The sequence below is a fragment of the Pseudoalteromonas sp. 5Ae-yellow genome (assembly GCF_014077565.1).
Taxonomy (GTDB): Bacteria; Pseudomonadota; Gammaproteobacteria; order Enterobacterales; family Alteromonadaceae; genus Pseudoalteromonas.
Genome location: NZ_JACGWD010000064.1, coordinates 1 through 26,206, shown reverse-complemented (window position 1 = coordinate 26,206; position 26,206 = coordinate 1). Strand labels below are relative to the sequence as shown.

The 26,206-nt window shown below is 38.9% G+C and carries 27 protein-coding genes; 8 read left to right on the top strand and 19 right to left on the bottom strand.

Features of this window, described 5'->3' with window-relative positions; all coding sequences use genetic code 11:
- Nucleotides 1-480: 480 nt before the first annotated feature.
- Nucleotides 481-960 (top strand): RNA-binding protein, encoded by a 480-nt coding sequence (locus H4J63_RS15575; protein WP_007582860.1) that lies wholly within the window; start codon nt 481-483, stop codon nt 958-960.
- Here the strand turns inward: H4J63_RS15575 and murI are convergent.
- Together murI and H4J63_RS15565 are read right to left on the bottom strand one after the other, a co-directional pair.
- Nucleotides 923-1,723 (bottom strand): glutamate racemase, encoded by an 801-nt coding sequence (gene murI, locus H4J63_RS15570; protein ID WP_182197438.1) that lies wholly within the window; start codon nt 1,721-1,723, stop codon nt 923-925. The two genes, H4J63_RS15575 and murI, sit on opposite strands and share 38 nt — an antisense overlap.
- Nucleotides 1,724-1,788: 65 nt before the next feature.
- Nucleotides 1,789-2,928 (bottom strand): DUF5610 domain-containing protein, encoded by a 1,140-nt coding sequence (locus H4J63_RS15565; protein ID WP_182197436.1) that lies wholly within the window; start codon nt 2,926-2,928, stop codon nt 1,789-1,791.
- Between the two features lie 162 nt (nt 2,929-3,090).
- Between H4J63_RS15565 and trmA the strand changes: the two genes are divergently transcribed.
- Entirely contained in the window at nt 3,091-4,188 is a 1,098-nt protein-coding gene (trmA, locus tag H4J63_RS15560) for a tRNA (uridine(54)-C5)-methyltransferase TrmA (protein ID WP_182197434.1), read from the top strand.
- A 66-nt stretch (nt 4,189-4,254) separates the two neighbouring features.
- On the opposite strand, the gene H4J63_RS15555 is transcribed toward trmA, so the two are convergent.
- The 4 genes from H4J63_RS15555 to ccoG form a co-directional block, all read right to left on the bottom strand.
- A complete protein-coding gene (locus H4J63_RS15555) occupies nt 4,255-4,893 on the bottom strand; it encodes a thiol:disulfide interchange protein DsbA/DsbL (RefSeq protein WP_010555409.1) in 639 nt (212 codons plus the stop codon).
- Between the two features lie 16 nt (nt 4,894-4,909).
- Entirely contained in the window at nt 4,910-5,533 is a 624-nt protein-coding gene (locus H4J63_RS15550) for a thiol:disulfide interchange protein DsbA/DsbL (RefSeq protein WP_002962054.1), read from the bottom strand.
- A 34-nt stretch (nt 5,534-5,567) separates the two neighbouring features.
- Nucleotides 5,568-6,542 carry a serine/threonine protein kinase gene (locus tag H4J63_RS15545; RefSeq protein ID WP_024596396.1) on the bottom strand — a complete coding sequence of 325 codons (975 nt, stop codon included), beginning with the start codon at nt 6,540-6,542 and terminating at the stop codon, nt 5,568-5,570.
- A gap of 85 nt (nt 6,543-6,627) precedes the next feature.
- Nucleotides 6,628-8,058: a cytochrome c oxidase accessory protein CcoG gene (gene ccoG / locus H4J63_RS15540; protein WP_182197432.1), complete on the bottom strand. Its 1,431-nt coding sequence runs from the start codon at nt 8,056-8,058 to the stop codon at nt 6,628-6,630.
- Between the two features lie 288 nt (nt 8,059-8,346).
- On the opposite strand from ccoG, the gene H4J63_RS15535 reads away from it, so the two are divergent.
- On the top strand, nt 8,347-8,706 hold the full coding sequence (locus H4J63_RS15535; RefSeq protein WP_002962051.1) for a hypothetical protein: 360 nt from the start codon (nt 8,347-8,349) through the stop codon (nt 8,704-8,706).
- Complete coding sequence (locus H4J63_RS15530; protein WP_182197430.1) at nt 8,706-8,912, top strand: hypothetical protein; 207 nt, start codon at nt 8,706-8,708, stop codon at nt 8,910-8,912. Before H4J63_RS15535 ends, H4J63_RS15530 begins: the two co-directional genes overlap by 1 nt.
- Nucleotides 8,913-8,939: 27 nt before the next feature.
- On the opposite strand, the gene H4J63_RS15525 is transcribed toward H4J63_RS15530, so the two are convergent.
- From H4J63_RS15525 to gspC, 13 genes are all read right to left on the bottom strand, one after another.
- Nucleotides 8,940-9,527: a UPF0149 family protein gene (locus H4J63_RS15525; protein WP_024596395.1), complete on the bottom strand. Its 588-nt coding sequence runs from the start codon at nt 9,525-9,527 to the stop codon at nt 8,940-8,942.
- 22 nt (nt 9,528-9,549) lie between these two features.
- Entirely contained in the window at nt 9,550-10,308 is a 759-nt protein-coding gene (locus tag H4J63_RS15520) for a type II secretion system protein N (protein ID WP_002962047.1), read from the bottom strand.
- Nucleotides 10,309-10,311: 3 nt separating this feature from the next.
- Nucleotides 10,312-10,785, bottom strand: coding sequence for a type II secretion system protein GspM (gspM, locus tag H4J63_RS15515; RefSeq protein ID WP_024596393.1), 474 nt, complete (start codon nt 10,783-10,785; stop codon nt 10,312-10,314).
- The gene (gene gspL, locus H4J63_RS15510) at nt 10,782-11,990 is read right to left on the bottom strand and encodes a type II secretion system protein GspL (protein WP_154904188.1); all 1,209 of its coding nucleotides are present in this window, start codon (nt 11,988-11,990) and stop codon (nt 10,782-10,784) included. Before gspL ends, gspM begins: the two co-directional genes overlap by 4 nt.
- Nucleotides 11,987-12,976, bottom strand: coding sequence for a type II secretion system minor pseudopilin GspK (gene gspK, locus H4J63_RS15505; protein WP_024596391.1), 990 nt, complete (start codon nt 12,974-12,976; stop codon nt 11,987-11,989). Before gspK ends, gspL begins: the two co-directional genes overlap by 4 nt.
- Nucleotides 12,969-13,607, bottom strand: a complete 639-nt coding sequence (gene gspJ, locus H4J63_RS15500; RefSeq protein WP_182197428.1) for a type II secretion system minor pseudopilin GspJ — start codon at nt 13,605-13,607, stop codon at nt 12,969-12,971. The genes gspK and gspJ overlap by 8 nt, the downstream gene beginning before the upstream one ends.
- On the bottom strand, nt 13,608-13,982 hold the full coding sequence (gene gspI, locus H4J63_RS15495) for a type II secretion system minor pseudopilin GspI (RefSeq protein WP_002962039.1): 375 nt from the start codon (nt 13,980-13,982) through the stop codon (nt 13,608-13,610). It lies immediately after the preceding gene.
- The gene (locus H4J63_RS15490) at nt 13,982-14,569 is read right to left on the bottom strand and encodes a Tfp pilus assembly protein FimT/FimU (protein WP_182197426.1); all 588 of its coding nucleotides are present in this window, start codon (nt 14,567-14,569) and stop codon (nt 13,982-13,984) included. Before H4J63_RS15490 ends, gspI begins: the two co-directional genes overlap by 1 nt.
- Nucleotides 14,570-14,618: 49 nt before the next feature.
- Entirely contained in the window at nt 14,619-15,041 is a 423-nt protein-coding gene (gene gspG / locus H4J63_RS15485) for a type II secretion system major pseudopilin GspG (protein WP_002962036.1), read from the bottom strand.
- Between the two features lie 82 nt (nt 15,042-15,123).
- Nucleotides 15,124-16,359 carry a type II secretion system inner membrane protein GspF gene (gene gspF / locus H4J63_RS15480; protein WP_002962033.1) on the bottom strand — a complete coding sequence of 412 codons (1,236 nt, stop codon included), beginning with the start codon at nt 16,357-16,359 and terminating at the stop codon, nt 15,124-15,126.
- A 2-nt stretch (nt 16,360-16,361) separates the two neighbouring features.
- The gene (gene gspE, locus H4J63_RS15475) at nt 16,362-17,927 is read right to left on the bottom strand and encodes a type II secretion system ATPase GspE (protein ID WP_002962032.1); all 1,566 of its coding nucleotides are present in this window, start codon (nt 17,925-17,927) and stop codon (nt 16,362-16,364) included.
- Nucleotides 17,920-19,983 carry a type II secretion system secretin GspD gene (gspD, locus tag H4J63_RS15470; protein WP_002962030.1) on the bottom strand — a complete coding sequence of 688 codons (2,064 nt, stop codon included), beginning with the start codon at nt 19,981-19,983 and terminating at the stop codon, nt 17,920-17,922. Before gspD ends, gspE begins: the two co-directional genes overlap by 8 nt.
- A gap of 23 nt (nt 19,984-20,006) precedes the next feature.
- Complete coding sequence (gspC, locus tag H4J63_RS15465; RefSeq protein WP_182197424.1) at nt 20,007-20,948, bottom strand: type II secretion system protein GspC; 942 nt, start codon at nt 20,946-20,948, stop codon at nt 20,007-20,009.
- Between the two features lie 210 nt (nt 20,949-21,158).
- Here gspC and hslR point away from each other — a divergent pair, with 210 nt between their 5' ends.
- From hslR to H4J63_RS15445, 4 genes are all read left to right on the top strand, one after another.
- Nucleotides 21,159-21,581, top strand: coding sequence for a ribosome-associated heat shock protein Hsp15 (gene hslR / locus H4J63_RS15460; RefSeq protein WP_002962027.1), 423 nt, complete (start codon nt 21,159-21,161; stop codon nt 21,579-21,581).
- Between the two features lie 12 nt (nt 21,582-21,593).
- Nucleotides 21,594-22,439: an Hsp33 family molecular chaperone HslO gene (gene hslO / locus H4J63_RS15455; RefSeq protein WP_182197423.1), complete on the top strand. Its 846-nt coding sequence runs from the start codon at nt 21,594-21,596 to the stop codon at nt 22,437-22,439.
- Between the two features lie 271 nt (nt 22,440-22,710).
- A complete protein-coding gene (locus H4J63_RS15450; protein WP_039488561.1) occupies nt 22,711-24,249 on the top strand; it encodes a phosphoenolpyruvate carboxykinase in 1,539 nt (512 codons plus the stop codon).
- Nucleotides 24,250-24,431: 182 nt separating this feature from the next.
- On the top strand, nt 24,432-25,553 hold the full coding sequence (locus tag H4J63_RS15445; RefSeq protein ID WP_002962023.1) for a PepSY domain-containing protein: 1,122 nt from the start codon (nt 24,432-24,434) through the stop codon (nt 25,551-25,553).
- Nucleotides 25,554-26,206: the final 653 nt, after the last annotated feature.

Sequence of the window (26,206 nt, the reverse complement as noted above, 5' to 3'; positions counted from 1 at the left end):
TGTTAGAACTCAATCTGTACGAGTGCCCACACAGATGATTGCTTTATATTGTTAAAGAACGTTTTGAGTCGCTTTAGCGTCTCAAGGGATGCGAATAATACACCCTTTATTTTTCGAGTCAACACTTAGTTTTAAACTTTCTTTTTAGATAATTTAAAACCGAAGTTTTATTTAACTCTCTGAGTAGTTCGTGCCTCGCTATGCGTTGTCCGCTGCGCGTCGCCATATCCCGTCTCAGTGGGGTCGCATTATAGGGAGATCCGAAAACAGATCAACCCTTTTTTTAGATCTTTTTACTGTTCGAACAAAAATAGAACAAAACCATGTAAAACCATATGAAAACCTTCCTAAGATGATGCTTTTTTGTGCTCTTATTTATTATTTAATACAAATATCATTGCTATGTTTGATTTAGACGTTAAGATAGCAAGTTCACAATGTTAAATTAATGTTTATTTCCTGTTTATTGGTAGATCTAAAATGAAATTACCCGATCAAAAATCTTTTATCTTCTCTGTTATTCTTGCTGTAGTTGGTTTTGTTGTTGTTGAGTTCGCTTTAGGCGGCTTAGCTTTAAACCCTGCATTACTATTTGGTGCTGGTTTATTAATAGGTGCGATTGCTATTGCTGCAATGTCATCTGATGTGACTGAAGAAGCTGAAGTTAAAACAAAAACGCTTTATGTTGGTAACCTTCCTTATCGTGCAAACGAAGGTGTGGTTCGTGCATTATTTGAAGAACAAGGCAAAGTATTCAATGTTCGTTTATTAAAGGATAAGAATACTGGCAAGCGTCGTGGCTTTGGTTTTGTTGAAATGGCGCAAGCTGATGCAGACAATGCAATTGCTAACTTGAACGATAGCGAGTTCCAACAACGTACTTTAAAGGTACGTGAAGCAAAACAAAAACAAGAAGATGATTCTAATGCTCTACGTACTGAGACGGATCAGTCAGTGTAACTAGCTTTACCGCTAGCTTATTGCTAAACACATCAGCCGTTGCATAATATTGCAGCGGCTTTTTTATGTCTGTTAGTTTATTCACACAGAAGTTAAGTTGGTTAAGTAGGTAGTTGACTCTGTTTGCTATCGCTACACCTGAATCAAGTAATTTTACATTCCCTTCAAAATACTGACTAATAGGCTCTGCTAATATTGGAAAGTGCGTACATCCTAATACAAGTACATCTATAGTTTTATCTATATGTAGGTCATCAAGCACTTGATGCAACTTGTTTGTATCCAAAGACTCTGTAAAAAAGCATTCCTCAGCTAACGTTACTAATTCAACACTGCTATATAGATTAACGATTACATTACGTGCATGCTCAGTAATTAATGTTTTAGTGTATGAACTGGCGACCGTTGCCGGTGTGGCTAATAAGCCAATATGATTTGAACGTGTTAACTCTGCTGCAGGTTTTATTGCTGGCACAACACCTACTATAGGAATATCCGTAATTTGGCGAACAGCGCTGAGTGCAGATGTAGAAGCTGTATTACACGCTATTACAATTAAATCGACGTTAAGCGTGTTGGCTTTGATGAAATGAATAAGTGAACATAATCGGTTAATTATAGTTTGTTGGGATTGAGCACCATAAGGTAGTAATGCATTATCCATAAAATAGCTGTACTGAGCATTGGGGATACTTTGCTTGATATGTTCAAGTACAGTAGTTCCACCAATACCTGAATCAAAGACCATTATATGCGCTGACAAACTACCGTTCCTACTTTACTTTAAGATCGGCAGTTTGCCATGAGGTTTTTATAAAAGAAAGTAGTTTAACTTTGCGTGGCTTCTAAATCAGTAAGCCTGTCGGCTGCTGAATTTAACTGATTAAGGTTTTCGAACATAGACTTTGTATAATCTACTAACTTATCTATTTGTTCCTGATCTTGATTTAACCATTGGAGAATGCCAGCTAGCTGATTTTGTAATCCAAGCTCACCCGCTTTTTCAAAAGCATTTTTAAGGTCGTCATTAAAAGGGGCTAACCCCTCTGCTACTTGTTTTTCTGGTGCTGGTTTATATTCTTCATAGCTTTTAACTGTTGCTATTGTTTTTGTTTGGCGTAAATCCATAGAAAAAGCCACCAGCTGATCGCTGTCTAAACTCAGCTCTTGCGCTTGTTCAAATGCTTCATCTAAATCACCACCAAAAAAGGTTTTACTTAAATCTTGTAAGTCTTCCATCATCGCATTAATAGCTTCTTGCTCTTGCTCGTTTAAGTCACCATTTACCGACATCGAAAATGATACCTGTCGAGATTGCGATGATGAGCTTGCAAACGACTCACTATTACTATTTTGCTGATAGCCACTTGCCGATTGAGATTCAAATGCATCAGCAAAGCTAATACTTACCTCATCGCCTTCTGCTGTAGTAAATTTATACTCTGCATTACTCGTCATACTGACGTATTGGGCCTGGCTTATATTTACGCTGGCAGGTTGTGGGTTAAATAACGACTCTTCAAACTTATCCAGCCCATTGTAAATTCCCTCTTTGGACTTATTAATGCCCTCTTCCATGTCATCATTAAATACGCCTGTACCTTTGAGTTCATCAACAGCGTCATCAATCCCTATTTGGACTCCTTTGCGCGCATCGCCTAGCATATCTTTGAGCTTTTCGTCATCAGCGCCGTTAGCTTTTGCTTTATTTACAGCACTACTTACAAAATCGAGTACGTTTTTTACTATTTCATCAAAATCAAATAGTGGTTTATCTGCTTTTTTTTCTGCGATAGGTAATCCAAGCTGCTCAGCCATTTTATCGCCAAGCACCTTTGCGGCCAACTCTCGGCCTCGTTGTTGATAGCTATCTTGAGGAGACGTAATTGTAGGTTGCTGTATATCAGCTTTATTATTGAATTTATTGATGTTGTTGTTTGGCGTAAAGCCATAATTACCTATTTTCATGATTCGTCTCCTAAGCGTGCGTAGTTTATTATCGGCTATAACAACAAAAACTAAAGTACAATGTTCAATAAAACAGCATAAATGCTAGCCAAAACTAGACAAATACGCAGCGCTCCCTACAATAGCGCCGATAAACAGATCTTAGATAAGGTAGTAGCGTTAATGGCAGTTATTAAAATAGATACCACACAGTACCAAGCGCAGTTAAGTGAAAAAGAGCAGCGAATTAGTACGCAGTTTCAACGTTTTGGTGTGGAGCAATTAGAAGTATTTAGCTCAGAGCCAACTAACTACCGCCAACGTGCTGAATTTAGAGTATGGCACGACGGTGATGATCTGTTTCACATTATGTTTGATCAACAAACAAAAGAAAAAATCCGTGTTGATACATTTGACCCAGCAGCGCCTCTAGTAGGTGAAATAATGCAGGTGATGATTGAAAATCTTAAGCCTTGTGAAATATTACGCCGTAAGTTATTTCAAATCGATTACCTATCAACGCTAAGCGGTGAAATTTTAGTAAGCTTGCTTTATCACAAACCACTGGATGATGAATGGTTAAGTGAAATTAAAGCACTGAAAGAAAAGCTTAGCAGTAAATACAAAATTGACTTTATAGGTCGTGCTCGCAAACAAAAAGAAGTACTAGGTGATGACTTTGTAACTGAACGTTTAACAGTTAATGGGCAAGAGCTTATTTATCAACAAGTAGAAAATAGCTTTACTCAGCCTAATGCAAAAGTAAATATTAATATGCTGGAGTGGGCACAAGATTTATGTAAACCACTTAAAAATGATTTACTAGAATTGTATTGTGGTAACGGTAACTTTTCAATTGCATTAGCAGGTTCTTTTAATAAAGTATTAGCGACGGAAATATCAAAATCATCTGTTCACTCTGCTCAATACAACATTGCTAAAAACAACGTAGAGAACTTAGATATTATTCGTATGTCTAGTGAAGAGTTTACTCAAGCAATGAATGGCGAGCGTACTTTCTCTCGTTTAGATGGTATTGATTTAAAAAGCTATGACTGCCAAACCATATTAGTTGATCCACCACGCGCGGGCATGGATGAATTAACGTGTGACTTAGTGGCTAACTACGAAAGCATAATTTATATATCGTGTAATCCTGAAACTCTTGAGCGTGACCTTGATCACTTAACACGTACGCATAACGTTAAGCGCTTTGCTATATTTGATCAGTTCCCATATACACATCACATTGAGTCGGGTGTTTTCTTGCAGCGCAAATAAATACGCTCAGTAAACGTTACCCATAAAAAAAGCTCCTTGTAGGAGCTTTTTTAGTTTTAGCTAAACTTACTTGTTAGCTAAGTAATTAATCAGTTTGCTAATATCTTCTGGTTCAGTAATACCCGACTCACGACCTAGGTTTAATTTATACTTACCATTTACAATAAATGTAGGTACGCCACGTAGTGCGCCTTTTTCTTTAAAGTAGTCTTGATCTCGTTTCATTTTAGAGCTCAGCGTACGTACCGAGAAGCTTTTAAACAGCTTATCAAACTTATCGCCATCAACGCCCTGCGCTACAAATATATCTTTTACATCTGCAAGCTCATTAAAACTAGCGCGCTTTGTATGAATATGATTAAAGATTGCAGAGACAATTTTATCTTTTTGCGGAAGCACTTCTGCAGTAGCGAGTGCTTGGCTCATCATCTGTTGGTTTTCTGGGTCGCGTACACCTACAAAATCAACATGGCTCTTTTTAAATTTAACGTTTTTATCAAGCTTAGGCTTAAACTCACCAATTAGTGCTTCCATGTTATTACATGCAGGGCAGTAAAATGAGAAAAACTCTTTAATTTCTGGCTTTTTTGTTGCGCGCTCAGAAACAACGTCGTAATGCACGCCTTCTTCATACGTTGCTGCAAAGCTTGTTGCCGCCATAGGAAGTAGTACTGCAAGCAAACCTGCTTTAACTAATTTAATCATTATTATGCTCCGAAATTTATAGTGCTAATAAAAACGCTACTAACTCATCAAGTTCTTTTTGATTTTTGATGGTGTTGAGGTTTATTTTATATTTATCGTTAACAATAAAAGTAGGTACACCTGTAAGTGCGCCTAATTTTGAATATTTATTCTGTTTGTTTTGCATTGCTTGCTCAGCTGAAATAACAGGCATGCTTGCAATCTCTTGATCAAATGTTGCGCTATCAATACCGTTTACTTCAAGTAATTTTTTAACGTCTTTCATTTCAGTTAATGGTGCACGTTGAACATGGATACTTTTAAAAATTTGATCGCTAATACTTTGCGCCTGACCATGCTGCTTAGCAATTAAGTAAGCAAAGCTTAAATTACTTTGTGCTTGTGGTGACACGCCACCTAAAAAGTTAACGTGGTTTTTAATAAACTCAGCGCCTTCTGGCAAGCCTTTTTCAATTGCTTTTGCTACTGGTTCAAACTTAAAGCAATGTGGACAGTAAAATGAGAAAAACTCAGTTACTTGCGGTGACTTGCTTTTGTCTACATCTATAACAGTGTATTGATTATCAACTTCAAACTGTGCAGCAAGTGCTGCAAATGGTAAACATAAAAGTAATAAACTCAGTTTTAATTTTTTAAGCATTTGTATCTCGTTGTACTTGTCTTTAAATAAAATATTACGGCAATAACTTTAACGGTGCTTCTTGCAATGCTGCAAGTTGCTCTTTCAGTGCTAAAATTTGTTGCTCCCAGTATTTGTCATCAGCAAACCATGTAAAGTTCCGCACAAAAGCAGGATCACTCCATCGTTTAGCTACCCATCCCATATAGTGAATAATACGCATTGCTCGCAGCGGTTCAATTAATTTGAGTTGAGAGTGATCAAAATCACAAAACTCTTCATATGCATTTACAAGGGTGTCTAACTGTAACAGTTGCGTCGCTCTATCGCCACTGAGCATCATCCATAAATCTTGGATTGCAGGACCTTGGCGGCTGTCATCTAAATCAACAAACATTAGCGCATCACCTGCCCATAAAATATTACCAACGTGGCAGTCACCATGTAAGCGAATACTTTGCACATCTTTATACTGTTTTTGCGCCTGCTCTATCACTAAATCTAAAATAGTATAAAAGGCAGTATTTATTCCCATGGGCACTAAGTTACTTTTTTGAAGATGAACTTTGGCTGTATGCAAATACTCCTCGCAGGTAACTGTTGGCCTGTAAGTAAAAGGTTTTGTTTTAGCTACTTGGTGCATACGGCCAATCAATCGCCCCATTACATCAAGCTGATCTAAATTATCAACCTCAAATAAACGCCCGCCTACACTTGGAAACAACACAAACAAATACCCTTCGTGTTCAAATAAGCTTTGTCCATTATATAAAATAGGGGCAACAACGGGTACTTCTGCATCCGCTAGTTCAAATGCAAAGTCATGCTCTTCTTGAATTTGCTCTTTACTCCAGCGCTCTGGGCGATAAAACTTCACTACGTAACGCAGGCCATCATCCGCTTTAAATTGGTACACTCTGTTTTCATAGCTATTGAGCGCCAATAAACCAGATTCGGCGTACACACCTACGCTCTCTATTGCATCGAGTATTAGGTCTGGTGTTAAGTCAATAAAACTAAATTTACTCATACTCTTCTTATATAAAATAAAAGCGGGTTATATACCCGCTTTTGTTAATTGCTATATCAACTTACCTAATTAAGGTAAGTTGCGATTATCGCGCTTTAAAAAAGTTACTCGACTGCGATATTGTCTCATCCGGCTCATCTACCGGTGAAAGCACAAAGTTAAACTCAGTCATCGGCGCCTTCAAATCATAAGGGTCCATTACAAGTGACAATGGTACGTTATGAGATTCCCCTGCCTGCACAGTAAATGACTGCTTACCAATATACTTAAAGTTATCTAACCCTTGTACTTTAATATTAAAGGTTTGCTCGTACTGCGCTTTATTAATTACCTTTAATGTATAGGTATTCTCTACTAAACCATCAAAATCGACACGATATAATTGGTTTCGGTCACGAATAATATCAAAGTCCATTGTTTTACGCAGTGCTATATTAGCGACAAGCGCTCCCGTAAGCACAACAAGTATGACCGTGTAACCAATAATTTTAGCTCGCAGTGGATTCGTTTTATTTTCTGGGGTTTCGAGATTTCGCTCTGTCGTATATGAAATAAGCCCACGCGGGTATTCCATTTTATCCATTACGCCATCACACGCATCAATACATGCACCACAGTTGATACACTCAGCTTGTAGCCCATTTCTAATATCAATACCTGTTGGGCACACTTGAACGCACAAGTTACAGTCTATACAGTCGCCTAATTCTAAATCTTTATGGTCTACTTTACGTGAACGAGGACCACGGCTTTCACCTCGGCTTTCGTCGTACGTTACGGTGTATGTGTCTTTATCAAACATAGCTGATTGAAAACGAGAGTAAGGACAGATGTGTAAACACATAATTTCTCGCATCCAACCGGCATTACCATAGGTACACGCAGCAAAGAAAATAATACTGACTAGTGCATAACCGCCTACATCAAACGTTACAAAGTCAGGGAGTAACTCCCTTATTGGCGTAAAGTAACCCACAAAAGAAATAGCGGTATACAACGAAAACAATACCCAACTAGTATGCTTTGCCGTTTTACGCCAAAACTTATCAAAGTCCATGGGTCGTTGATCGAGTTTTTTACGCTGATTGGCAGTGCCTTCAAGCTTTTCTTCAAACCAAATAAAAATAAAGGTCCAAACAGTTTGCGGACATGTGTAGCCACACCACACCCGTCCATAGAAGGTGGTCACTAAAAACAGCGCAAATGCTGCCAGCATAAAAATAAACGCTAATATGGTAAAATCTTGAGGCCATAGCGTTAAACCAAAAATATTGTATTTTTGACCAATTAGATCAAACAGCACTGCTTGCTGGCCGTTAAAATTAATCCAAGGAAGTAACATAAACGCAAGTAGGCCTAAAAAGCCAATGCGCTGCCTAAGTAATTGATGTAGGCCTTTTACAGCACGCACATAAATACGATTTCGGGGATTGAACCTATCATCTTGACGGCTTAAATCCGGTTTTTGGATTTTCACCTCTACAGGGATATTCTTTACTTTAATTTGCTTGTCCATCGAAGTTCCTCAACGCCGCTTGGAAATAAAAATCCAGCAATACTCAAGTACTCTATACTTAAAGCTAGCAAGTTACTTGCTAGGCAGATTTACTTTAATAAATTGCCATCTCGAATACTTTCAGATATTTCAGAAATATCTGACTGCTGTTAACCATTATAACAATGTTGGTTAAAATTACTGGCATAGATCGCTAATAATTTATTCATCCCAGTTACTTGCTTTTAAAATGCAGTTTATTACACTGCATGGTAATTCAACCCTACTTAGATCAAGGTTTACGTATCCATGAAAAAATTTATTATTTTGGTAGTTGTGATCCTTGCCTTTTTTACAATCGATCACCCACTTATAAAAGAACCTCGCGAAAGGTTACTAGGTGAAGGCATTGGCTTTTTAAGTGATGCAAGCAAGGTCAACAGAAGCCCTGCTGCAAATATGGCGAAAAATAGGATCAGCAGTCAACTTAAACTATCTGAATCTGAAGGTGAGTATGTAGAAAAAACGTTTACAACAGATGACTCTGTTCAGTTATTTCACCTACGCTATTGTCGTGAGCGTGACTTAAACCTTTATTTTTATGACGACCGTTTAAATACGGTATGTAAAATAGTGACTGAAGCATTAGAACAAAAGCGAGCAAAGTAGTGGATTTTTCAGGATTAAATAAAAAAGCAAGCGACTCATTTCATAAGCAGCGCAATATGCTCAAGCAATTAGCGCAAGGCAAAACATTAAAGTGTGAGAAGTGTAATGGGGTTTTAACACTTGATTTAGCCACCAGCGAGCCTGGTAAAGGCATAGTAAATTGCAAACAAGGCTGTACGGATATTATATTAGAGCTAGGCACTTAGATTAAACTAAGCGCCTAGTATTAATAATTACTCTTCCCAACTCTCGTCGGTTATCAAGCCGCTATTAATTGCGACCACTTCAATTAGTTCAGCAAACCCTAATGCAAAGTCACCCATAGATTCATACTGATACTGACACAAAGCTTCTATTGTCATGTTATTTTGTTTGGCAATCTGAGCTATTGCTAGCTGGTCGAGTGCAAAAAAGCTTAGTGTGCTTAACGCACTTTCTAGTGCTTGTTTAAAATCAACGTCTAATTGCGGTGCATTTAACAAAGGTTCTGCATAAGCTTTCGTTGCAACTAAGAAGCCTTTACTCCACGACTTACAAAATTCAGCATCAAATGTGTCTGGTAATTTATATCCAGTTTCGAACACCTGCTCACTAATTTTGTGATAAAGCGCCATAAACAAAAAAAGCATTTCTTCATCTAAATCATTAGCTGTGTTTGGCAATATCTGCTCAAGCCACTCATGTACATCTAATGGGTTGGGCGAACAAATTACACCAAATAAATAGCCTTGGCTTTGTACAAGGGTCATTGCTTGAGATTGGGTATTTAAAAATGAGCTGAGCTGCTTTGCGTGCAACTCAGTAAATTGGGGTATTTGCATTAAAACTCTTTATATTAAAACATTAAAAGTTGAGCGGATAGCGACCTTGGTTATCTGGTCGGCCTAAAAACTTAACCGCATCATGTACATCTTTAGGTAAGCTGGCATCTGGTTTTACATAACCTGCCACTCTGAAGTCGAAATTAGCTTTAAGTGTAGCATCTGCCTCAAGGCCAAGCGTATTATCTGGGTCAATTAATATAGCAACATCACCCGACTTACAGCTTAACTTACCAGCTAGAGGTCCAATATTAAACCATCCATTTAAGCCTTGAACATCAATATTAGGGCTCGCTATTTCACCTTTTAGTGAGTCACAATAAGGTGCGCCTGAGCTGTATTCATCAAGTTCTAATATCACACGCCCTTTAGCGGTAACAGGCAGAGGAAGTTGCACACGTTGCATTGCACGCTCTACAGTTGAGCGTACTAGGGCGTCAGTCACTATTACTTTTTTATTAAAAAACCCATAACTTACATCTGCGTAACCCGAAATATCACTGCGTTCTCGTGGATTACCAAATTTTATGTTCGCATTTAGTTTGCCTGTAAATAATTTCCAGCCTGCAATATCCCAGCGCACATTATTTAACTGTTCACCATCAAAACGAACTTGCATCATTTGACCTTGCCAAACAGTGCCTACAGTTTGGCCTACTTCTAATTGCTTTGGAAAGTACGGTTTTGCTATATCTAGTGCAATATGTGCTGGTAATTTAATAATACAAAACACAATAAAACTAATTAAAAAGACAGCCGATAACGTTATTATTTTTTTCATTAATTAATTCTCTAATACTAAACGGCTTACGCGCACATAGCCTGATTTATCATCGCGACTTAAATCTAAATTTTCAATTTTTAAACCATGCTGATTTACTAGCTCATCTAGCCATTCTATTAACTGATTAAACTCTACTGAGTCAAGCGTCAAACGAAGTGAATCACTACTGGGCTGCATTTTACTAATATTGATTTTATAGCGTCCACGAGTAGAGTTTACCACTTGGCTTAAGTTTGTATTGCTAGCAACACTGGTGTTGCCTGCAGCCTTTAGCTTAACAATACTGTCATCAACCCAAGCTAATAGCTCTTGTTGTTTAATTTGAGATTGCTGTGCTTTTTCTATCGCGTTATTTAATGGCCTAAATATCCCCATTACTAAAACAAAAATAATAAACACGCCACCAGCGACCATTACCAATTGTTGTTCTTGCTCTTTAAGCGAACGCCACTGTTTCATTAACTGCTTTTTCATACTGCACCTCGCAGTTTAATTTCGCCTACGACATAATCACCGTCATTATTTAAAGACCCTTGCTCAACAGTTAAACCTTGCTTTTCAAGTATGATTTTTACTTTACCAAAAGTTTGGAAGTCTTTAGCCCGTGCACGAATTCGCAGCTCATTACGACGTTTGTCATAACGAAGTGTTTCAGGTGTAAATTCGCTGACTTGCGAAAATACATCAACCAAATTAGTCGTTAAGTCTAAAAAGCCGGATTCACTTGAGCCTTGTATTTTATCTAACGCGCCTTTAATTTGGCTTTTAATTAGATTAGGGCGAACTTTAGTTCCCGGAAATGCTTTTTGATATCTGTCGACTACTTGAGCTTTAGCTACTTCTACTTGTGTATTAAGTTGGTGTAACTCAATAGCTTTTATTGTAATTGTAGAAACCAATGCAACACTTGCTATAATTGCGGCGCCTTTCCAGTAACCCCACCACAAAGCGCTTTGTTTTTTAAGCTGATACATACCTTGGCGTAAGTTAAAATTAACGCTATCTAACTGTTTTGCAAATAATGCTAAAGGTAAGTCGTAATCGCTTGTTTGGGCTTGTAAGTTAACGCTTTCAGGAAACTGATTAGCAGGACTAAAATGTTTAATGTCGGGGTTACCCATGGCTGATAAATAGCCATTCAACCAACTAGATTCAACCGCACTAATATGCCATTGCCCTTGCTTAAACAACCATTGGTTGTTGAGCTCAATAGCAGTTACGGCGCCATCATCTGCAAGCGGTAACAACAAAGCATCGGGTAATATTCTGTATACTGATAGATTATGCTCAGCAAATAATGCAAGCCATTGTTCAAACCATTCACGGTCTGTCATTGCTACACGAATTGCATGTTGCTCACCAAGCATTGTCGGCTGCGCTACAGCTATAAACAGTTCATCTACGTCACATGCTATATCTTCTTCAAGCATGTATGGCAATGCTTGCTCAAGCTTGCGATTCCATTTTGTTGGCAAAGCGACCGTTTTTAATTGCACTTGATCACTGGGTAATAACACGACAACTTCTCGGGTAAGTGCTTTTTCGCTTAGCTCACTTAAATGCTCTGCATTTGGTAACTCGCCACTGGCTATTATTTCTTGTTCTTGTGGTGAGTAAATTAACCAGTTAAGTAATTCTTGTTCGGTTTGACCCGTGCGGATCAACAGTATTTCTGTCACTGTACGCCTCCAAATTTTCGCGCCAGTATCGTTACGTCGCCATCTTTAGCGTGCAGTAATGTGGTCATCGAAAAACGCAGGTCGACAAAGTTTGCCTGCGTTTGTAATTTAAAATATTCGCTTTTAATACTAAATAGACTTTTTATTGAGTCAGTATTAGTACCGCCTTGCTGCTTCACCTGTTCAAAAAATTCATCGATGGTGTCAAAGCCAGTTTGCGGTCTTGCGCCTAACACCGCTTCTGCGCCAGATAAGCTTAAGCTTTCTATCAAGGCACTGAGTATGAGCGCTTGCTCTGGCAATAATGTATTTACGTTAATTGATAAAAGCGTACTGCCTGGTATTACGCATACATATGGCAATACTTTTTCCATCACTAATGGATTAAAGCCCTTAACTAAACGCAGCTCCGATGTTGATGCAAATAAGCTATTGGCTGTCATATACGGAAAATCTCGCGATAAGTACTCGTCTTCTTCTGCGCCTGAGCGATACGTAATACTGTTCTCATCAAGCCAATCAAATACGCTATCTGCCATTGTCTCTTCTGATTCATCAGCAGGTAAATCTTCAATGTTTTCAAGTAATGCAAATAGTGCTTTATGTGCAGGGTTTGTTTTACTTGCGCTATTTTCTTCTGGCGCTATGGCTAAAGCATTTAAATTTAGACATGCTTGTAAATCAGTAATTTTGCCACTTAACGTGCCGTTATCAACAGGGTATGAAGCATCACCTTGAGTTGCCCACACTTGATCGAGTGTTGTTTTATCGGCATCATCTTTTTTACTTTGTATTAGCCCTTTAATAGCAAGCTCTTCTGCACCGTAGGCGTACCATTTAGCTTGTTGGTGACCTTGCAAGTTTGTACTTTTTTGCACTTGAACCATTAAATTAGCACTCATTTCTACTGCTAAAATAGCCGCTAAAGCCACAATAAACAAAACAATAACAAGTGCTGCGCCGCGCGATGATTGCTGCTTAACCATTATTCACATCCGTACTTTGTGTAGCAACAACTTTGCCTTGCCCAGGAACTAAAAATACACGACGAATTGGCTCTGCTTCTATTTGTTGCAACGTAACAGCAACCGCTTTAGGGAGAGCTTTAATTTCCCACTGTTCTTGCCATTCGTTTTTATCATCCAAAAACTCAAACTTAAGTTCTTCAACATTTTCTAGTACACGTTGAACTCGCGGTTCCATATTATCAAGCTGATCAACATAAACCCGATAAACACGCTCAAGGTTATCGTCTATCACTCTATAACCAACGGCTTGTAGTTCTGAACGTGGCAATAAATTAATTGGATTTACCCAGCCATCTCGTACAAACGCAATACCATCGTATTGGCTTTCTAAAACGTAACGACCAGCAAGTAAATATTGTTCTTGAACATCACCCGACTCATTGCGAACTGAGCGTTTGGTCATTTGGCTAAAATCTTGATCCATTAATCTAAATGTTGTTTGCAATCCATTTAGCTCAGCAATCTTTTCATCGGAGGCATCTTTTGCTCTTGTTGTCGTCTCGAGTATTTGATGAGTAGCAATAATAACAAAAGCTAAAATACCCAGTGCAACCATAACTTCAAGTAATGTAAACCCGCGCTGCTTCACTTACTTTTTGCCTTTATTTAAATACGTTGATAACTCATATGCTGAATGCTCATATTTTTCATCCGTAAAAACATTTATGGTTAGTTTTACAAAGCTTTTGTCAGCTGTGGCTGTAACTTCTTGCTGCCAAAACCATTCAACACCGCCCATTACTTCGCTGCCTTTAAGGTTATTTTTACCTTGCCATTGTTCGCCTTTAGTACGCTGTTCAATAATAACGTTTTCGGCGACCCAAGATGCATAGGTTTGCTCTTCAATAGTCGTTAAGTGGTGAATATGCTCGCTTGTTGCTTGCATTGCAGCTATACCCGCCATGGCACAAATACTTAATGCCACTAACACCTCTAATAAGGTAAACCCTTTAGTGCGCTTCATTATTCTGGCTCTCGGCGAAAGTTTACTGGTGCAGTAAATTCACCTTCAATGTAATACACAGGTTCGCTTTGCTCTTTTAACTCTAATACAAGTTGAAACGCGCTTACCTCACCTGATGACAAAATAAGTACTTGTGGTATTTTTAACTTTTTAAGCTCAAGTAAACTGTCTTCATCGCCGCCACTCATAAGCTCGCGCCAGTTAGATTGCTCTAAGAGGTTATCTTGCGCCCACGCTAAATCTTCTAAGTTAAGAGTGAGCTTTAATCTTTCGTCTAATTCTATTGGTTTAAAAAGATCTTCACGGTCAAAAGTAATCCACTTTTCACCATCGAAAACTAAATACTCTAATGTATTTTCTTCTACTAATAAGCCCAATTCAACTTGGTTTAAAATAGCAAATTCCGATGCCATATTAATGGTGGTATGCAGCCTTAGTGCTTGAGTATCTAACTCCTCCTCAGCACCGCCTTCTAAGCTATATACAACCATTTTGGTGGCAAAAGCGATGATCACTAATACCACTAAAATTTCTATTAAACTAAAGCCTCTGCTTTTTGCATGGCGCTGCTTAAGGCTTGCTTTCATAGCAAGCCTCTAGCATTAACATGTTCATACAGAACGGTGTACTTAGGCATTATTGTTTTTCTTCGTCCCAGTTACCGATATCGTCATCAGTACCTGCTTCACCGTCTGGGCCCATAGAAAAAATATCAAACTTGCCAATTTCACCTGGGCTAATTAACTGATAAGTATTACCCCAAGGATCTTCTGGTAATTCATTAATAAAGCCACCATCAGGGAAACGTTTTGGAACCGGTTCAATGCTTGTTTGGGTAACTAGCGCTTCAAGACCTTGCTCTGTGCTTGGGTAGCTCTTATTTTTAAGCTTGTATAAGCTCATTGCATCCTCTAATTGCTGGATATCTAGATGTGCTTTATCAATAGCAGCCTCTTCTTGCTGACCCATAATGTTAGGTGCAACAATTGACATAATCATCCCGATGATAACCAGTACCACCATCACTTCTAGTAAAGAAAAACCTGATTGTTTATTCACGTAATTACCTCATTATTCTAAAAACATTTAAGTAAAAATGGTTTAGGTAAAACCATTAATATATTTAAAAATTTATTCTAACTTAAAGTCCAACAGCTTTATTCATCGCCATTATTGGCTGCAATATTGCCATTACTATAAATAATACAATAACCGCCATTGAGGCGATCATCGCAGGCTCTAGTAGTTTAAGCGATACATTAACCATGCTCTCAAATTCGCGATCTTGGTTATTTGCAGCACGCTCTAACATTTGCTCTAGTTCACCTGATTTTTCACCACTTGCTATCATATGCAGCATCATTGGTGGAAACAACTTAGTTTGCTGAAGTGCAGCTCTTAAGCTTGCACCCTCACTCACTCTGTCGGATGCATCTGCAACCGCTTTTTTAATTTTTTCGTTAATTAATACGCCGCCCGAGATACGCATTCCTTCAAGTAATGGTACTGAGCTTGACGATAAAATACTTAAAGTACGCGCAAAACGTGCGGTATTAATACCACGAGCCACTTTACCTATACCTGGCATATGTAGCACTCGGTCATCCCACCAAAAACGTATTTTAGGCTGCTTAAGTGCATGCTTAATACCAATGGCTATAGCTGTAATAGCTATTAAACTAATAAACCAATAATTTTGCACAAAATGGCTGCCTGCCATAACCCATTCGGTTGTCCAAGGAAGTACTTGTTTCGTTTTTTCAAACGTTTTTAATATTTTTGGTACTACGGTGCCCAGTAATACCGACACAATACCAATTGCAAATACCACTAATATAATAGGGTAAACCATAGCCTGAGTTATTTGGCTACGCATATGTTGGCGCTGCTCGGTATAGTCGGCTAAACGATTAAGTACTTGGTCAAGGTGACCCGACTTTTCGCCTGCGGCTACCATTGCACGATATAAATCGTCAAAAACATGAGGAAACTCACTAAGACCATCGGCAAGGGTGTAACCTTCAACTACTTTTGAGCGTACCGACATAAGCATCCGCTTTAAACGCGGCTTTTCGCATTGCTCAGCAACCGCCATAACAGCGCCTTCAACAGGAAGTGCCGATTGAATAAGTGTTGCTAATTGCCTTGTAATTAATGCTAGGTCTGAGGTTGAAATTGTCGGCTTAAAAAAGCCACCGAGTAAAGGGGCTTTTTCGCCTTTGACCTGTTTATCACTTTGCGCCGCAGGAACAACTTCAAGCGGCGTTAGTTTTTGATCACGTAAAGTTTGGCGGATTTGTTTAGCTGTATCGGCTTCTAAAATGCCTTTTTTTTCTTTACCTCGGCCATCTAAGGCACGATATTCAAACGCCGCCATAGTTAACCTTCCTCACGGGTAACACGCAATACTTCTTCAAGTGTTGTTTTGCCTGCCAGTACACGGCTACACCCATCTTGACGAATACTTGGGCTGCGCTTACGAATGTATTTTTCTACGCTTTGCTCGCCTTTACCGTTGTGAATCATTTCGCGTATGGTTTCATCAACTACAAGTAACTCGTGAATACCGGTACGACCACGGTAACCATTAAAGTTACACTCTTCACACCCCACCGCTCGATAGATTGTCGGTTGGCTTTCAAAAGGAACCCCTAACAGCTGGCATTCATGCTCATCAGCCGTGTGACCCTCTTTACAGGTATTACATAACGTACGTACTAAGCGTTGCGACAATACACCGAGTAACGACGATGAAAGTAAGAAGGGTTCAACACCCATATCTTCCATACGTGTAATTGCACCCGATGCGGTATTTGTATGCAAAGTAGACATAACAAGGTGACCGGTAAGTGACGCTTGAACACCAATTTGCGCAGTTTCAAGGTCGCGTATTTCACCCACCATTACTACATCAGGATCTTGACGTAATATTGCACGTAAACCACGTGCAAATGTCATATCAACTTTTGCATTAACTTGTGTTTGCCCAATGCCTGGAATTTCGTACTCTATTGGATCTTCAACGGTAAGAATATTACGATCGCGTGAGTTAATTTGGCTCATACCAGCGTATAAAGTGGTACTTTTACCAGAGCCCGTAGGCCCTGTTACCAAAATAATGCCGTGGGGTTTACTAATTAAATCTGAAAACAATGCGCGATTTTCTGCGGTCATACCTAAATCTTCAAGGTTTAAGCGCGCGTTGTTTTTGTCAAGTAAACGCAGTACTACACGCTCACCAAAGCTCGATGGCATTGTAGATACACGCACATCAACTGCACGCCCTGCAATACGTAAGCTAATACGACCATCTTGTGGAATACGTTTTTCAGCTATATCAAGCTTAGCCATTACTTTAATACGAGATACAAGTAACGATGCAAGTTTACGATTAGGCTTAAGTACTTCTTTAAGCACGCCATCTACCCTAAAGCGAATAACAAGCTCTTGCTCGAAGGTTTCGATATGAATATCAGAAGCCCCTTCTTTAATCGCTTCACTTAGCATGGCATTAATAAGCTTGATGATTGGCGCATCATCGTCACCAGCAAGTAAATCTTCAGTTTGCGGGAGCTCATCAGCAAGTGAGAATAAATCAACCTCGTTGCCAATATCTTCCATCATTTGTTGCGTTTCAGAGCTATCACGTTGGTATGACGCTTCAAGCAATAGCTCAAATTTATCATCATCCAATTGCTCAAGTGTAAAACCATGGCCTGCGATACGGCGTACTTCTAATAGTACTTCAACATCTAGCTCACCACGGTAGTAAACTATACGATGATCTTTGTTTTTACCAAGCAACACACCTGCGCGTCTTGCATAGGAAAATGGCAAACGCTTTGCTGGTAACTCAACTAACACATCACTCGTTAATAGCTCATCCTGATTATGCGTTTGAGGATGAACCACATCTTGGTTTATCTCTTGAATCGCATTAGTCATCTTTACGCTCTTGTGCATTTTGTTTACGTAGAGACTCTTCATACGTAGGTGGAAGTACTAGTTCGTCATTCCACTCAGGTAAAATAGGCGTATCTGTCATTGGCATTAACTCAATACCATCTTCTTTTTGTTTAAACTGCTCACCACGAATAAAGTTATATTTATTAAAGCTTAACTTATTCATGCTTACACCATCACGAATAATGGTTGGGCGAATAAATACAATAAGATTACGCTTACGGCGCGTTGTATTTGTTGATCTAAACAGGTGACCTAAAATAGGGATATCGCCTAATAACGGTACCTTAGAAACACTTTCTTGTACGTCTTCGTCAATTAAACCGCCAAGTACAACCATACCGCCATCATCGGCCATAACCGTTGTTTTAATTGCACGTTTATTAACTGAAATATCAACAGCAGTTGCACCACTTACACTCGATACTTCTTGCTCAATAGTAAGTTGTACTGCAGAGCCATCGTTAATCTGTGGCGTAACTATCAGTTTAATACCGACTTCTTGACGCTCAACCGTTTGAAATGGGTTAGCATTATTACTGCCCGTTTGTGAGCCTGTAATAATAGGCACTTCTTGACCGACTAAAATAGAAGCTTCTTCGTTATCCATTGTAGTAATAGAAGGGGTAGCCAATATATTTGAATTTGTATCAGTGGCAACAGCCTGAATAATTGCGCCCCAATCATTTTTAACAACGCCCAGCGCTAAACCATTAATGCCACTAAGTAAGGAGGCTAATGGACCATAATCACCTTCTGTTGTTTCCGTATATGGCGTTACAGTACCAGATTCTGTTCCTATTATATTTTTAGTAACAGTTACATCTTGTGCTTGCTCTGCAGCAACAGCTAACGAGCCCACGGGAACCGTAGTGCCGTTGTTAAACTGCAGCATACCGCCTTGCTCAGAAATCCATTGCAGCCCTAAGTTAACCCCGTCGCCTTCCATTACTTCAATAATAATGGCTTCAACTAATACTTGGGCACGGCGAATATCAAGGCGTTCAATTACAGATTCAAGTGATCGCATTGTGTCTGGCTGTGCGGTAATAATTAATGAGTTTGAGTCAGGGTGAGACTCTATACTGCTTTCATTATTGCTTCTGCTACGAGTTTTAGTAGTACCGCCTTGTGCATCTTCAACAAGGGACTTACTAACACCCTGCAATACTTTGACCAAATCTTCAGCTTTAGCATAATTTAAGTAAAACACCTTGGTGTTACCTTGGCTTTCTAGCTCACCATCTAAGCGCTTAATGAGCTCAATAGCACGTGTACGTGCTTGGCCTTCACCACTTACAATAACGCTATTAGTTCGGCCATCAGCCACAACTTTTGGAATTAAGAATTCAGGTACACTGCCTTTACCGCTGTCTTTATAAATATTATCTACCACAGAGACAACATCATCTGCCGTCGCATATTTAAGCTTAACGATGTCTACACGCTTGTCACCCGCCTGATCAACAGAGCGAATAATCTCAACTAAGCGATTAACCGATGCTGCATGACCCGTTAGCATCATAACGTTAGCCGCATTAAAGTTGGCAACGTGGCCACCATCTTTTTGATCGCTAAATTGACGAACCAAAGGGCCAAGCTCTTGTACACTTACATTTTTAACACGTACAACACGTGTAATCATCATGTCGCCGCTAGCTTCACTACCTTCGTCAATAAGTGGTACATTTGATTTTTTGGCGTCTGAACTTTTTTCTATCTTAATTATGCCATTGTCCATTTCAACAGCTGAGTAGCCATAAACTTCCAATACATTTAAGAAGAACTGATAATAAAGTGCTTCGTCCATTAACTCATAGCTGCGAACATTTACTTTGCCGCGCACGTTAGGGTCAATAATCACTGTTTTATTAAGGTTTTTACCAACAATATTAATAAACTCGTTGATATCAGTTCCTTTAAAGTTAGCAGCATATTCAACAGCAGAAACAGACAAAGAAATACTTGCCGCCAAAAAAAGTGCTGCGTACTTAGCTAACCCTTTTTTAATTTTTTTGAGGTGTAGCACCTGAACCATTATATTAAAACTCCAAAGCTAAATTATTGCAGACTAAATTGCACATCGATTTGTTCACCATCACGTTCTATAGTGATATTGGCATCTGTACTATTACGCAGCTCGTTGATAGCTGACATAGCCTGTTTTAAATCTGTTAATTGATAGCCATTTATAGAAATAGCCAAATCGTTATTTTTTAATCCCATTTGTTTAAACAGTTCAGGCTCTTTACCTGGACTTAAACGATATCCGATTAGTTCGCCATCATTCATAGCTTGTGAAACACGTATATAGTCAAATAATTTGCCTGGCTCTTCGAGCAGTTCTTCACGTGTTTCTATAATTGCTTCTTTAACGTCTGGATCTGCAGTAGCATCTATTTGTAGTTCACTTGGCTCTACTTTTTGCGGACCCATTTCAGCATCATCACGGGCAGCGAGTACTGGCATAGATACCGTTTTATTAAAATCGAGCCCATCAAGCATCAATGTCTCAAAACGCCCATTAACATTCAAAATAACACGATCAGGTAATATTTGTGCTACTTCAGCACGCGTGCCTAATACTACTTCTTCAACAAGATAGCTTACTTGCTTACCTTGTGATTCAATAATTGCGATACCTGCTTTATCATCGTTATTAACCGCTACAATACCGGTTAAATTTATACTTAGGCGTGTTTCTGGCGCATTGTTTATAACCTGCGATTGTTTTGCAGTATTATTGTTGTTTGTTACAGTTTTTTTACCAAATAAAAATTGCTCAATAATATGCTGCGCTGAGTTATTACTCGCACCAGATGGCTGATTAGCATAATGAGTAGGAGTAAGTAGAGTTACTGGTGGTTTCGGCCATAAAAGCCAGACAAGCTTTGATAATAAAAATGCAAGATAAACAACAACTAACAGTGTCACTAATGCACTTAATTTAGCATGCGGTAACCGCGTTAAAAATTGTTTTAGTTGCTGGATTTGCTGTTCCATAAATAGTGTTCTTATTTTAATTTACTGCGTTAGCGCGTACCCATAGTACCCTTTCATTTTTCTTTCAACAAGCACACTAATATTAAACTTTGTAAACAGATTAAATTAACTTTACATAGTAGTACAAAAAGCAAACGGCTGTTGTAATACCTTCATCCTACGATGATTTCATGATAAATTTTAAGCTATAAAAACGTGGGGAAATGCCTTATGAGTAAAAAAAGTAACGCTAACACCAACTCAGACCATGCGGATGGGTTAAAAGTTCGATTAGATAAATGGTTGTGGGCTGCGCGATTTTATAAAACTCGTGCTATTGCACGTGAAATGGTACAAGGCGGCAAAGTACATTATAATGGCCAACGTACAAAAGCGAGTAAAATAGTAGAAGTTGGCGCAAACATAAAACTTGCACAAGGAGTAGATGAAAAGCTGATAACCATACTCTCAGTGCTTGAAAAACGCCAAAGCGCCCCCATTGCACAGACCATGTATCAAGAATCTGATGCCAGTATTGCTAAACGCGAAGAGAACAGCATCGCACGCAAAAATAACAGCTTTTTTGCCCCCCATCCGGATAAAAAACCGGATAAAAAGCAAAGACGCGAACTTTTAAAAATGAAATCAAGTTAGGTATAGCCGCTCATGCAACAAGATTTACTTCACCGTTATTTATTCAACGAACTAGATGTTCGTGGCGAACTCGTACAAATCGAGAGTGCTTATAATGAAATGATTGCCGACCATAATTACCCAGACCCTGTTAAAGCATTACTTGGTGAGTTACTCGTTGCAACCTGTTTACTTACTGCTACCTTAAAGTTTGAAGGGGAAATTGCTGTACAGCTTCAAGGTGATGGCCCAGTTAAATATGCTGTTATAAATGGTGATGACAAACAAAATATGCGTGGCATTGCACGCCTGCAAAGCGAAATTGCGGGCACAACTGTAAAAGAGCTTATTGGCCAAGGCTATATGGTAATCACTATTACCCCTGAAAAAGGTGAACGCTACCAGGGTATAGTGCCGCTAGAGCATGATACTCTTAGTGAATGTATTGAAAGTTACTTTGAGCAATCTGAGCAGCTAAAAACACGTCTTTGGTTTGCAACTGACACTACTGAAGGTAGCGCAAAAGCATGTGGTCTATTTTTACAAGTGCTTCCAGTTGATAAACAAAAATCAATTGAAGACTTTGCACACCTAGAAGCATTAAGTAACACGATTAAAAATGAAGAGTTGTTACACTTAGATGCGAACACTGTTCTTACACGTCTTTATCACGAAGATAATCCTCGCGTATTTGAACCTCAAGCTATTAAATTCAAATGTGGTTGTAGTCGTGATAAAACAATTACTGCACTTGTTAATATTGGACAAGAAGAACTACTCAAAGATGTAGCTGAGAAAGGGACTGTTAACATTAACTGTCATTACTGTTTAAAAGAGTATGTTTTTAACGAACAAGACATAAAAAGCATTTTCAACTAAATGTTCAGCTTCATTTATATATAGTAATTAAAGCCGCAAAATATGCGGTTTTATATTATAAAAAGATGATACCGGTGTCATGAATTTTGTTAACTTACTGACACCGGTATCATTGAAATTATTCATGTTTTTTAGCAAATATATGTGTTTTTAGAGGCTTTACGGGCTCGAATATCTCAAAACCTTCTGTTACTATAATTTCAGCTTAAGGGCACTGATAACCCCAGAGCTATCCCGTTCAAACTCTCACACATTATAGTTAGGTATAAACATGACTACAGGCGCTACACGTTTTGTCGATTTAACCGCAGCTGAACTTGTCGAGCATGCGATCCGCCGTGGCGAAGGTACTTTAGCCGCAAATGGTGCTTTTGTTGCAATTACAGGAAAACGAACTGGCCGTTCACCAAAAGATCGTTTTATTGTTCAAGAAGCGACAACTCAAGATGACATTCAATGGGGCAACGTTAACCGTCCATTTGATGCAGAAAAATTTGACGCATTATGGGCTCGCGTAGAAGCACATGTTCAAAGTAATGACCACTTCACCTCTCACCTAGAAGTCGGCGCTGACCCTGAGCATTATCTACCTGTAGTCGTAACTACAGAAACAGCGTGGCACCATATTTTTGCCAAAAACATGTTTATCGAACCACAAAACTATAACGCCTCAAACTTACCACAATGGCAAGTAATGAACGTTCCTTCGTTTGTATGCGAGCCGGAACGTGATGGCACAAATAGCGATGGCACCGTTATTATTAACTTTGCACAGCGTAAAGTATTACTAGCAGGTATGCGCTACGCCGGTGAAATGAAAAAATCGATGTTTTCTGTACAAAACTTCCTACTACCAGCAAAAGGTGTATTACCAATGCACTGTTCTGCTAACGTTGGTGAAGCAGGCGATACAGCATTATTCTTCGGTTTATCTGGTACGGGCAAAACAACTCTTTCAGCAGATCCTACTCGCTTTTTAATTGGTGATGACGAACACGGTTGGGCACCTGGAAGCGTGTTTAATATTGAAGGCGGTTGCTATGCTAAATGTATCGACCTGTCACAAAAGAATGAACCTGTAATTTGGAATGCAATTCGCTTTGGTACTATTTTAGAGAATGTAGTGCTAGATGAAAAAGGCGTTCCAGATTTTAACGATACTAGCCTTACTCAAAATAGCCGTGCAGCATATCCACTTGAGCATGTTGAAAAACGTAAAGTTGAAAACCGCGCAGGCGAACCAAAAGCTGTTGTATTTTTAACTTGTGATGTAAGCGGTGTATTACCACCGGTATCTGTTCTTAGCGAAGAAGCTGCTGCTTTTCACTTTTTAAGTGGATACACAGCTAAAGTTGGCTCAACTGAGATTGGCTCTACTAGCGATATTGAATCAACGTTTTCAACCTGCTTTGGTGCGCCATTCTTCCCACGTCCTGCAGGTGTTTACGCTGAGCTTCTTATGAAGCGCGTACGCGAGTTTGGCGCTAAAGTATACCTTGTGAATACAGGTTGGACTGGCGGCCCTTACGGCACAGGTAAGCGCTTTGATATTCCGACTACTCGCGCAGTAGTTGATGCAATCGTATCTGGTAAATTAGCCGGTGTTGAAACTCAGCACATTGATGTTTTAAACCTAGATGTACCGGTAGCAGTTCCAGGTGTAGATACTAACTTACTTAATCCTATAAATACGTGGGAAGATAAAGCTAAGTACAATGAATATGCAGCAAAACTTGCCGCTGACTTCACTGAAAACTTTGCTAAGTATGACGTATCAGACGATATAAAAAATGCAGGGCCAAAAGCTTAAATAAGCTTCAAGCTTGTATTTTGACGCCAGCCAAGGGCTGGCGTTTTACTTTCTAAATACCTAATTGAATAAGTGCGACAAAATGCCGCACAACTCATATCAAAAACCATATAATATACCGCGTAATTAATCATTCCTTAATGCCCAATAAACCTGCATTACTCATTACGGCTATTTAATTAATGACACTAAAGCTTTCATGGCGAAAAACATTCAGGCGGTTACATTTATACTTAGGCCTATCAGTAGGTGTTTTACTTACTATTATCACTCTTTCTGGCTCTATATTAGTTTACTATCCGCAAATAGACTTACTGCTAAATCCAGCAAATGACGCTACTACAAACATAAAAACGCCTAATTGGGATCAAGCATATAATACGCTAAGAGCCAATTTCCCTTCAAAGCAAGGGCCATGGCGATTAGAAAACACAGGTATAAATTCAGTAATTCCCGCGCGATACTACAATCCAATAGAAACAAAAGAGCAAGGCTTTGCCCCCTTAATGGTATGGCTATCTAGCAGTAGTGATAAAGTAATACGTAAAAACTATTGGGGAAAATACTTAGTAACTTGGATGTACAACTTACATTTTTCATTACTAACAGGAGCAACGGGCACTCTCGTCGTTGGCTATATAGGCATAGCCTCAATAGTTCTTCTTATCTCTGGGTTCTTTGCTTGGTTTCCAAAGCCTGGGCAGTGGGTAAAGGCACTAAAATTTAAATCTCGTAGCTCTAAAATAGGTTTGCTATACGACTGGCATAAACTAATTGGTTTAACCTTCTGCATACCGCTACTAGCTTTAACTGTTACAGGTGTTATGCTCGCTATTCCAAAACAAACAGATCCTATATTAACCGCTCTAGTTAGCGATATAAACTCCCCACCAAAAACACAAATTCAACCGAGCAAACAAACCGATATTTCTTTATCACAAGCGGTATTAATAGCTGAAAAAGCATTACCGAATGCGCGTTTAGCTTGGATTGAAACACCATCAAACTTAAATGCTATTTACAGATTAAGATTTCAAACTGTAAACGATCCTTCGTATCGCTTTCCACATAGCTATATAGAGGTTAATGCACTTACAGGAAAGTTAGAGAGCGTGTTTAATATAGATAAGCAAAGTACGGCTAGTAAAATAAAAAACTGGATACACCCTCTACATGACGGCAGCATTGGCGGTAACATTTTAAAAGTCATTTGGGTGTTAAGTGGCTTCGGATCTGCTGCATTGTTCATTATCGGCGTATATAGGTGGTTAGTTAGAACCAAGAGAATACAAAATAAACTTTAGTTGAAGGAGTACATGAATTGCTTTTCAGTAAGTCTTGTCGATAGTTTTTAATATAAAGTATATGGCCTTCGTTAATCTTAGGATTAAAAATTAATAACGCTCAGTACATATGAAATTAAAGCAGCCCCTAAACGCCTATCTGGCTATAAAACAATTAATGAAGGGTAGTTAATACTGCAAGTTTAGATAGGCACTCCATGAACACTATTATTTAAAAACCTCATGCCCATTAGATTTAAGTTCTATGCGTGAACCTCTATATCAACCTCTGCATAACTACTTTTATTCTCTTCAGTAACCTACCCAAAGCGTATATAAAGGCTTAAAGGTCATGTTCAATACTTATCACAAGACCAGATAATTAACGCTTTTATATTAGGTCAGATGTTAAACCAATTGGTATTATTTACCCATAGTACAAATGCTACCACTCATTGTCGAGCGAAGGTTTTTAATGCTTTTGACGTCGGGAGTCGCTACGATCGCCCGACCTACGTGATGGGTGTTGATGTGAGTGTGTGTTAATTGCGCGTATTTTACTTTTCTGCAGACGTAAAAAAGCCCGACTATTTCTAGTCGGGCTCTCTACAATTTGAAGCCTGGTAATGTCCTACTTTCACATAGCAAATGCTACACTATCATCGGCGCTGTTT

Coding starts and splice junctions, on each gene's coding strand:
- H4J63_RS15575 (WP_007582860.1), top strand. CDS start 481: ATGAAATTACCCGATCAAAAATCTTTTATCTTCTCTGTTATTCTTGCT.
- H4J63_RS15565 (WP_182197436.1), bottom strand. CDS start 2,928: ATGAAAATAGGTAATTATGGCTTTACGCCAAACAACAACATCAATAAA.
- trmA (WP_182197434.1), top strand. CDS start 3,091: ATGGCAGTTATTAAAATAGATACCACACAGTACCAAGCGCAGTTAAGT.
- H4J63_RS15555 (WP_010555409.1), bottom strand. CDS start 4,893: ATGATTAAATTAGTTAAAGCAGGTTTGCTTGCAGTACTACTTCCTATG.
- H4J63_RS15550 (WP_002962054.1), bottom strand. CDS start 5,533: ATGCTTAAAAAATTAAAACTGAGTTTATTACTTTTATGTTTACCATTT.
- H4J63_RS15545 (WP_024596396.1), bottom strand. CDS start 6,542: ATGAGTAAATTTAGTTTTATTGACTTAACACCAGACCTAATACTCGAT.
- ccoG (WP_182197432.1), bottom strand. CDS start 8,058: ATGGACAAGCAAATTAAAGTAAAGAATATCCCTGTAGAGGTGAAAATC.
- H4J63_RS15535 (WP_002962051.1), top strand. CDS start 8,347: ATGAAAAAATTTATTATTTTGGTAGTTGTGATCCTTGCCTTTTTTACA.
- H4J63_RS15525 (WP_024596395.1), bottom strand. CDS start 9,527: ATGCAAATACCCCAATTTACTGAGTTGCACGCAAAGCAGCTCAGCTCA.
- H4J63_RS15520 (WP_002962047.1), bottom strand. CDS start 10,308: ATGAAAAAAATAATAACGTTATCGGCTGTCTTTTTAATTAGTTTTATT.
- gspM (WP_024596393.1), bottom strand. CDS start 10,785: ATGAAAAAGCAGTTAATGAAACAGTGGCGTTCGCTTAAAGAGCAAGAA.
- gspK (WP_024596391.1), bottom strand. CDS start 12,976: ATGGTTAAGCAGCAATCATCGCGCGGCGCAGCACTTGTTATTGTTTTG.
- gspI (WP_002962039.1), bottom strand. CDS start 13,982: ATGAAGCGCACTAAAGGGTTTACCTTATTAGAGGTGTTAGTGGCATTA.
- H4J63_RS15490 (WP_182197426.1), bottom strand. CDS start 14,569: ATGAAAGCAAGCCTTAAGCAGCGCCATGCAAAAAGCAGAGGCTTTAGT.
- gspF (WP_002962033.1), bottom strand. CDS start 16,359: ATGGCGGCGTTTGAATATCGTGCCTTAGATGGCCGAGGTAAAGAAAAA.
- gspE (WP_002962032.1), bottom strand. CDS start 17,927: ATGACTAATGCGATTCAAGAGATAAACCAAGATGTGGTTCATCCTCAA.
- gspD (WP_002962030.1), bottom strand. CDS start 19,983: ATGGTTCAGGTGCTACACCTCAAAAAAATTAAAAAAGGGTTAGCTAAG.
- gspC (WP_182197424.1), bottom strand. CDS start 20,948: ATGGAACAGCAAATCCAGCAACTAAAACAATTTTTAACGCGGTTACCG.
- hslR (WP_002962027.1), top strand. CDS start 21,159: ATGAGTAAAAAAAGTAACGCTAACACCAACTCAGACCATGCGGATGGG.
- hslO (WP_182197423.1), top strand. CDS start 21,594: ATGCAACAAGATTTACTTCACCGTTATTTATTCAACGAACTAGATGTT.
- H4J63_RS15450 (WP_039488561.1), top strand. CDS start 22,711: ATGACTACAGGCGCTACACGTTTTGTCGATTTAACCGCAGCTGAACTT.
- H4J63_RS15445 (WP_002962023.1), top strand. CDS start 24,432: ATGACACTAAAGCTTTCATGGCGAAAAACATTCAGGCGGTTACATTTA.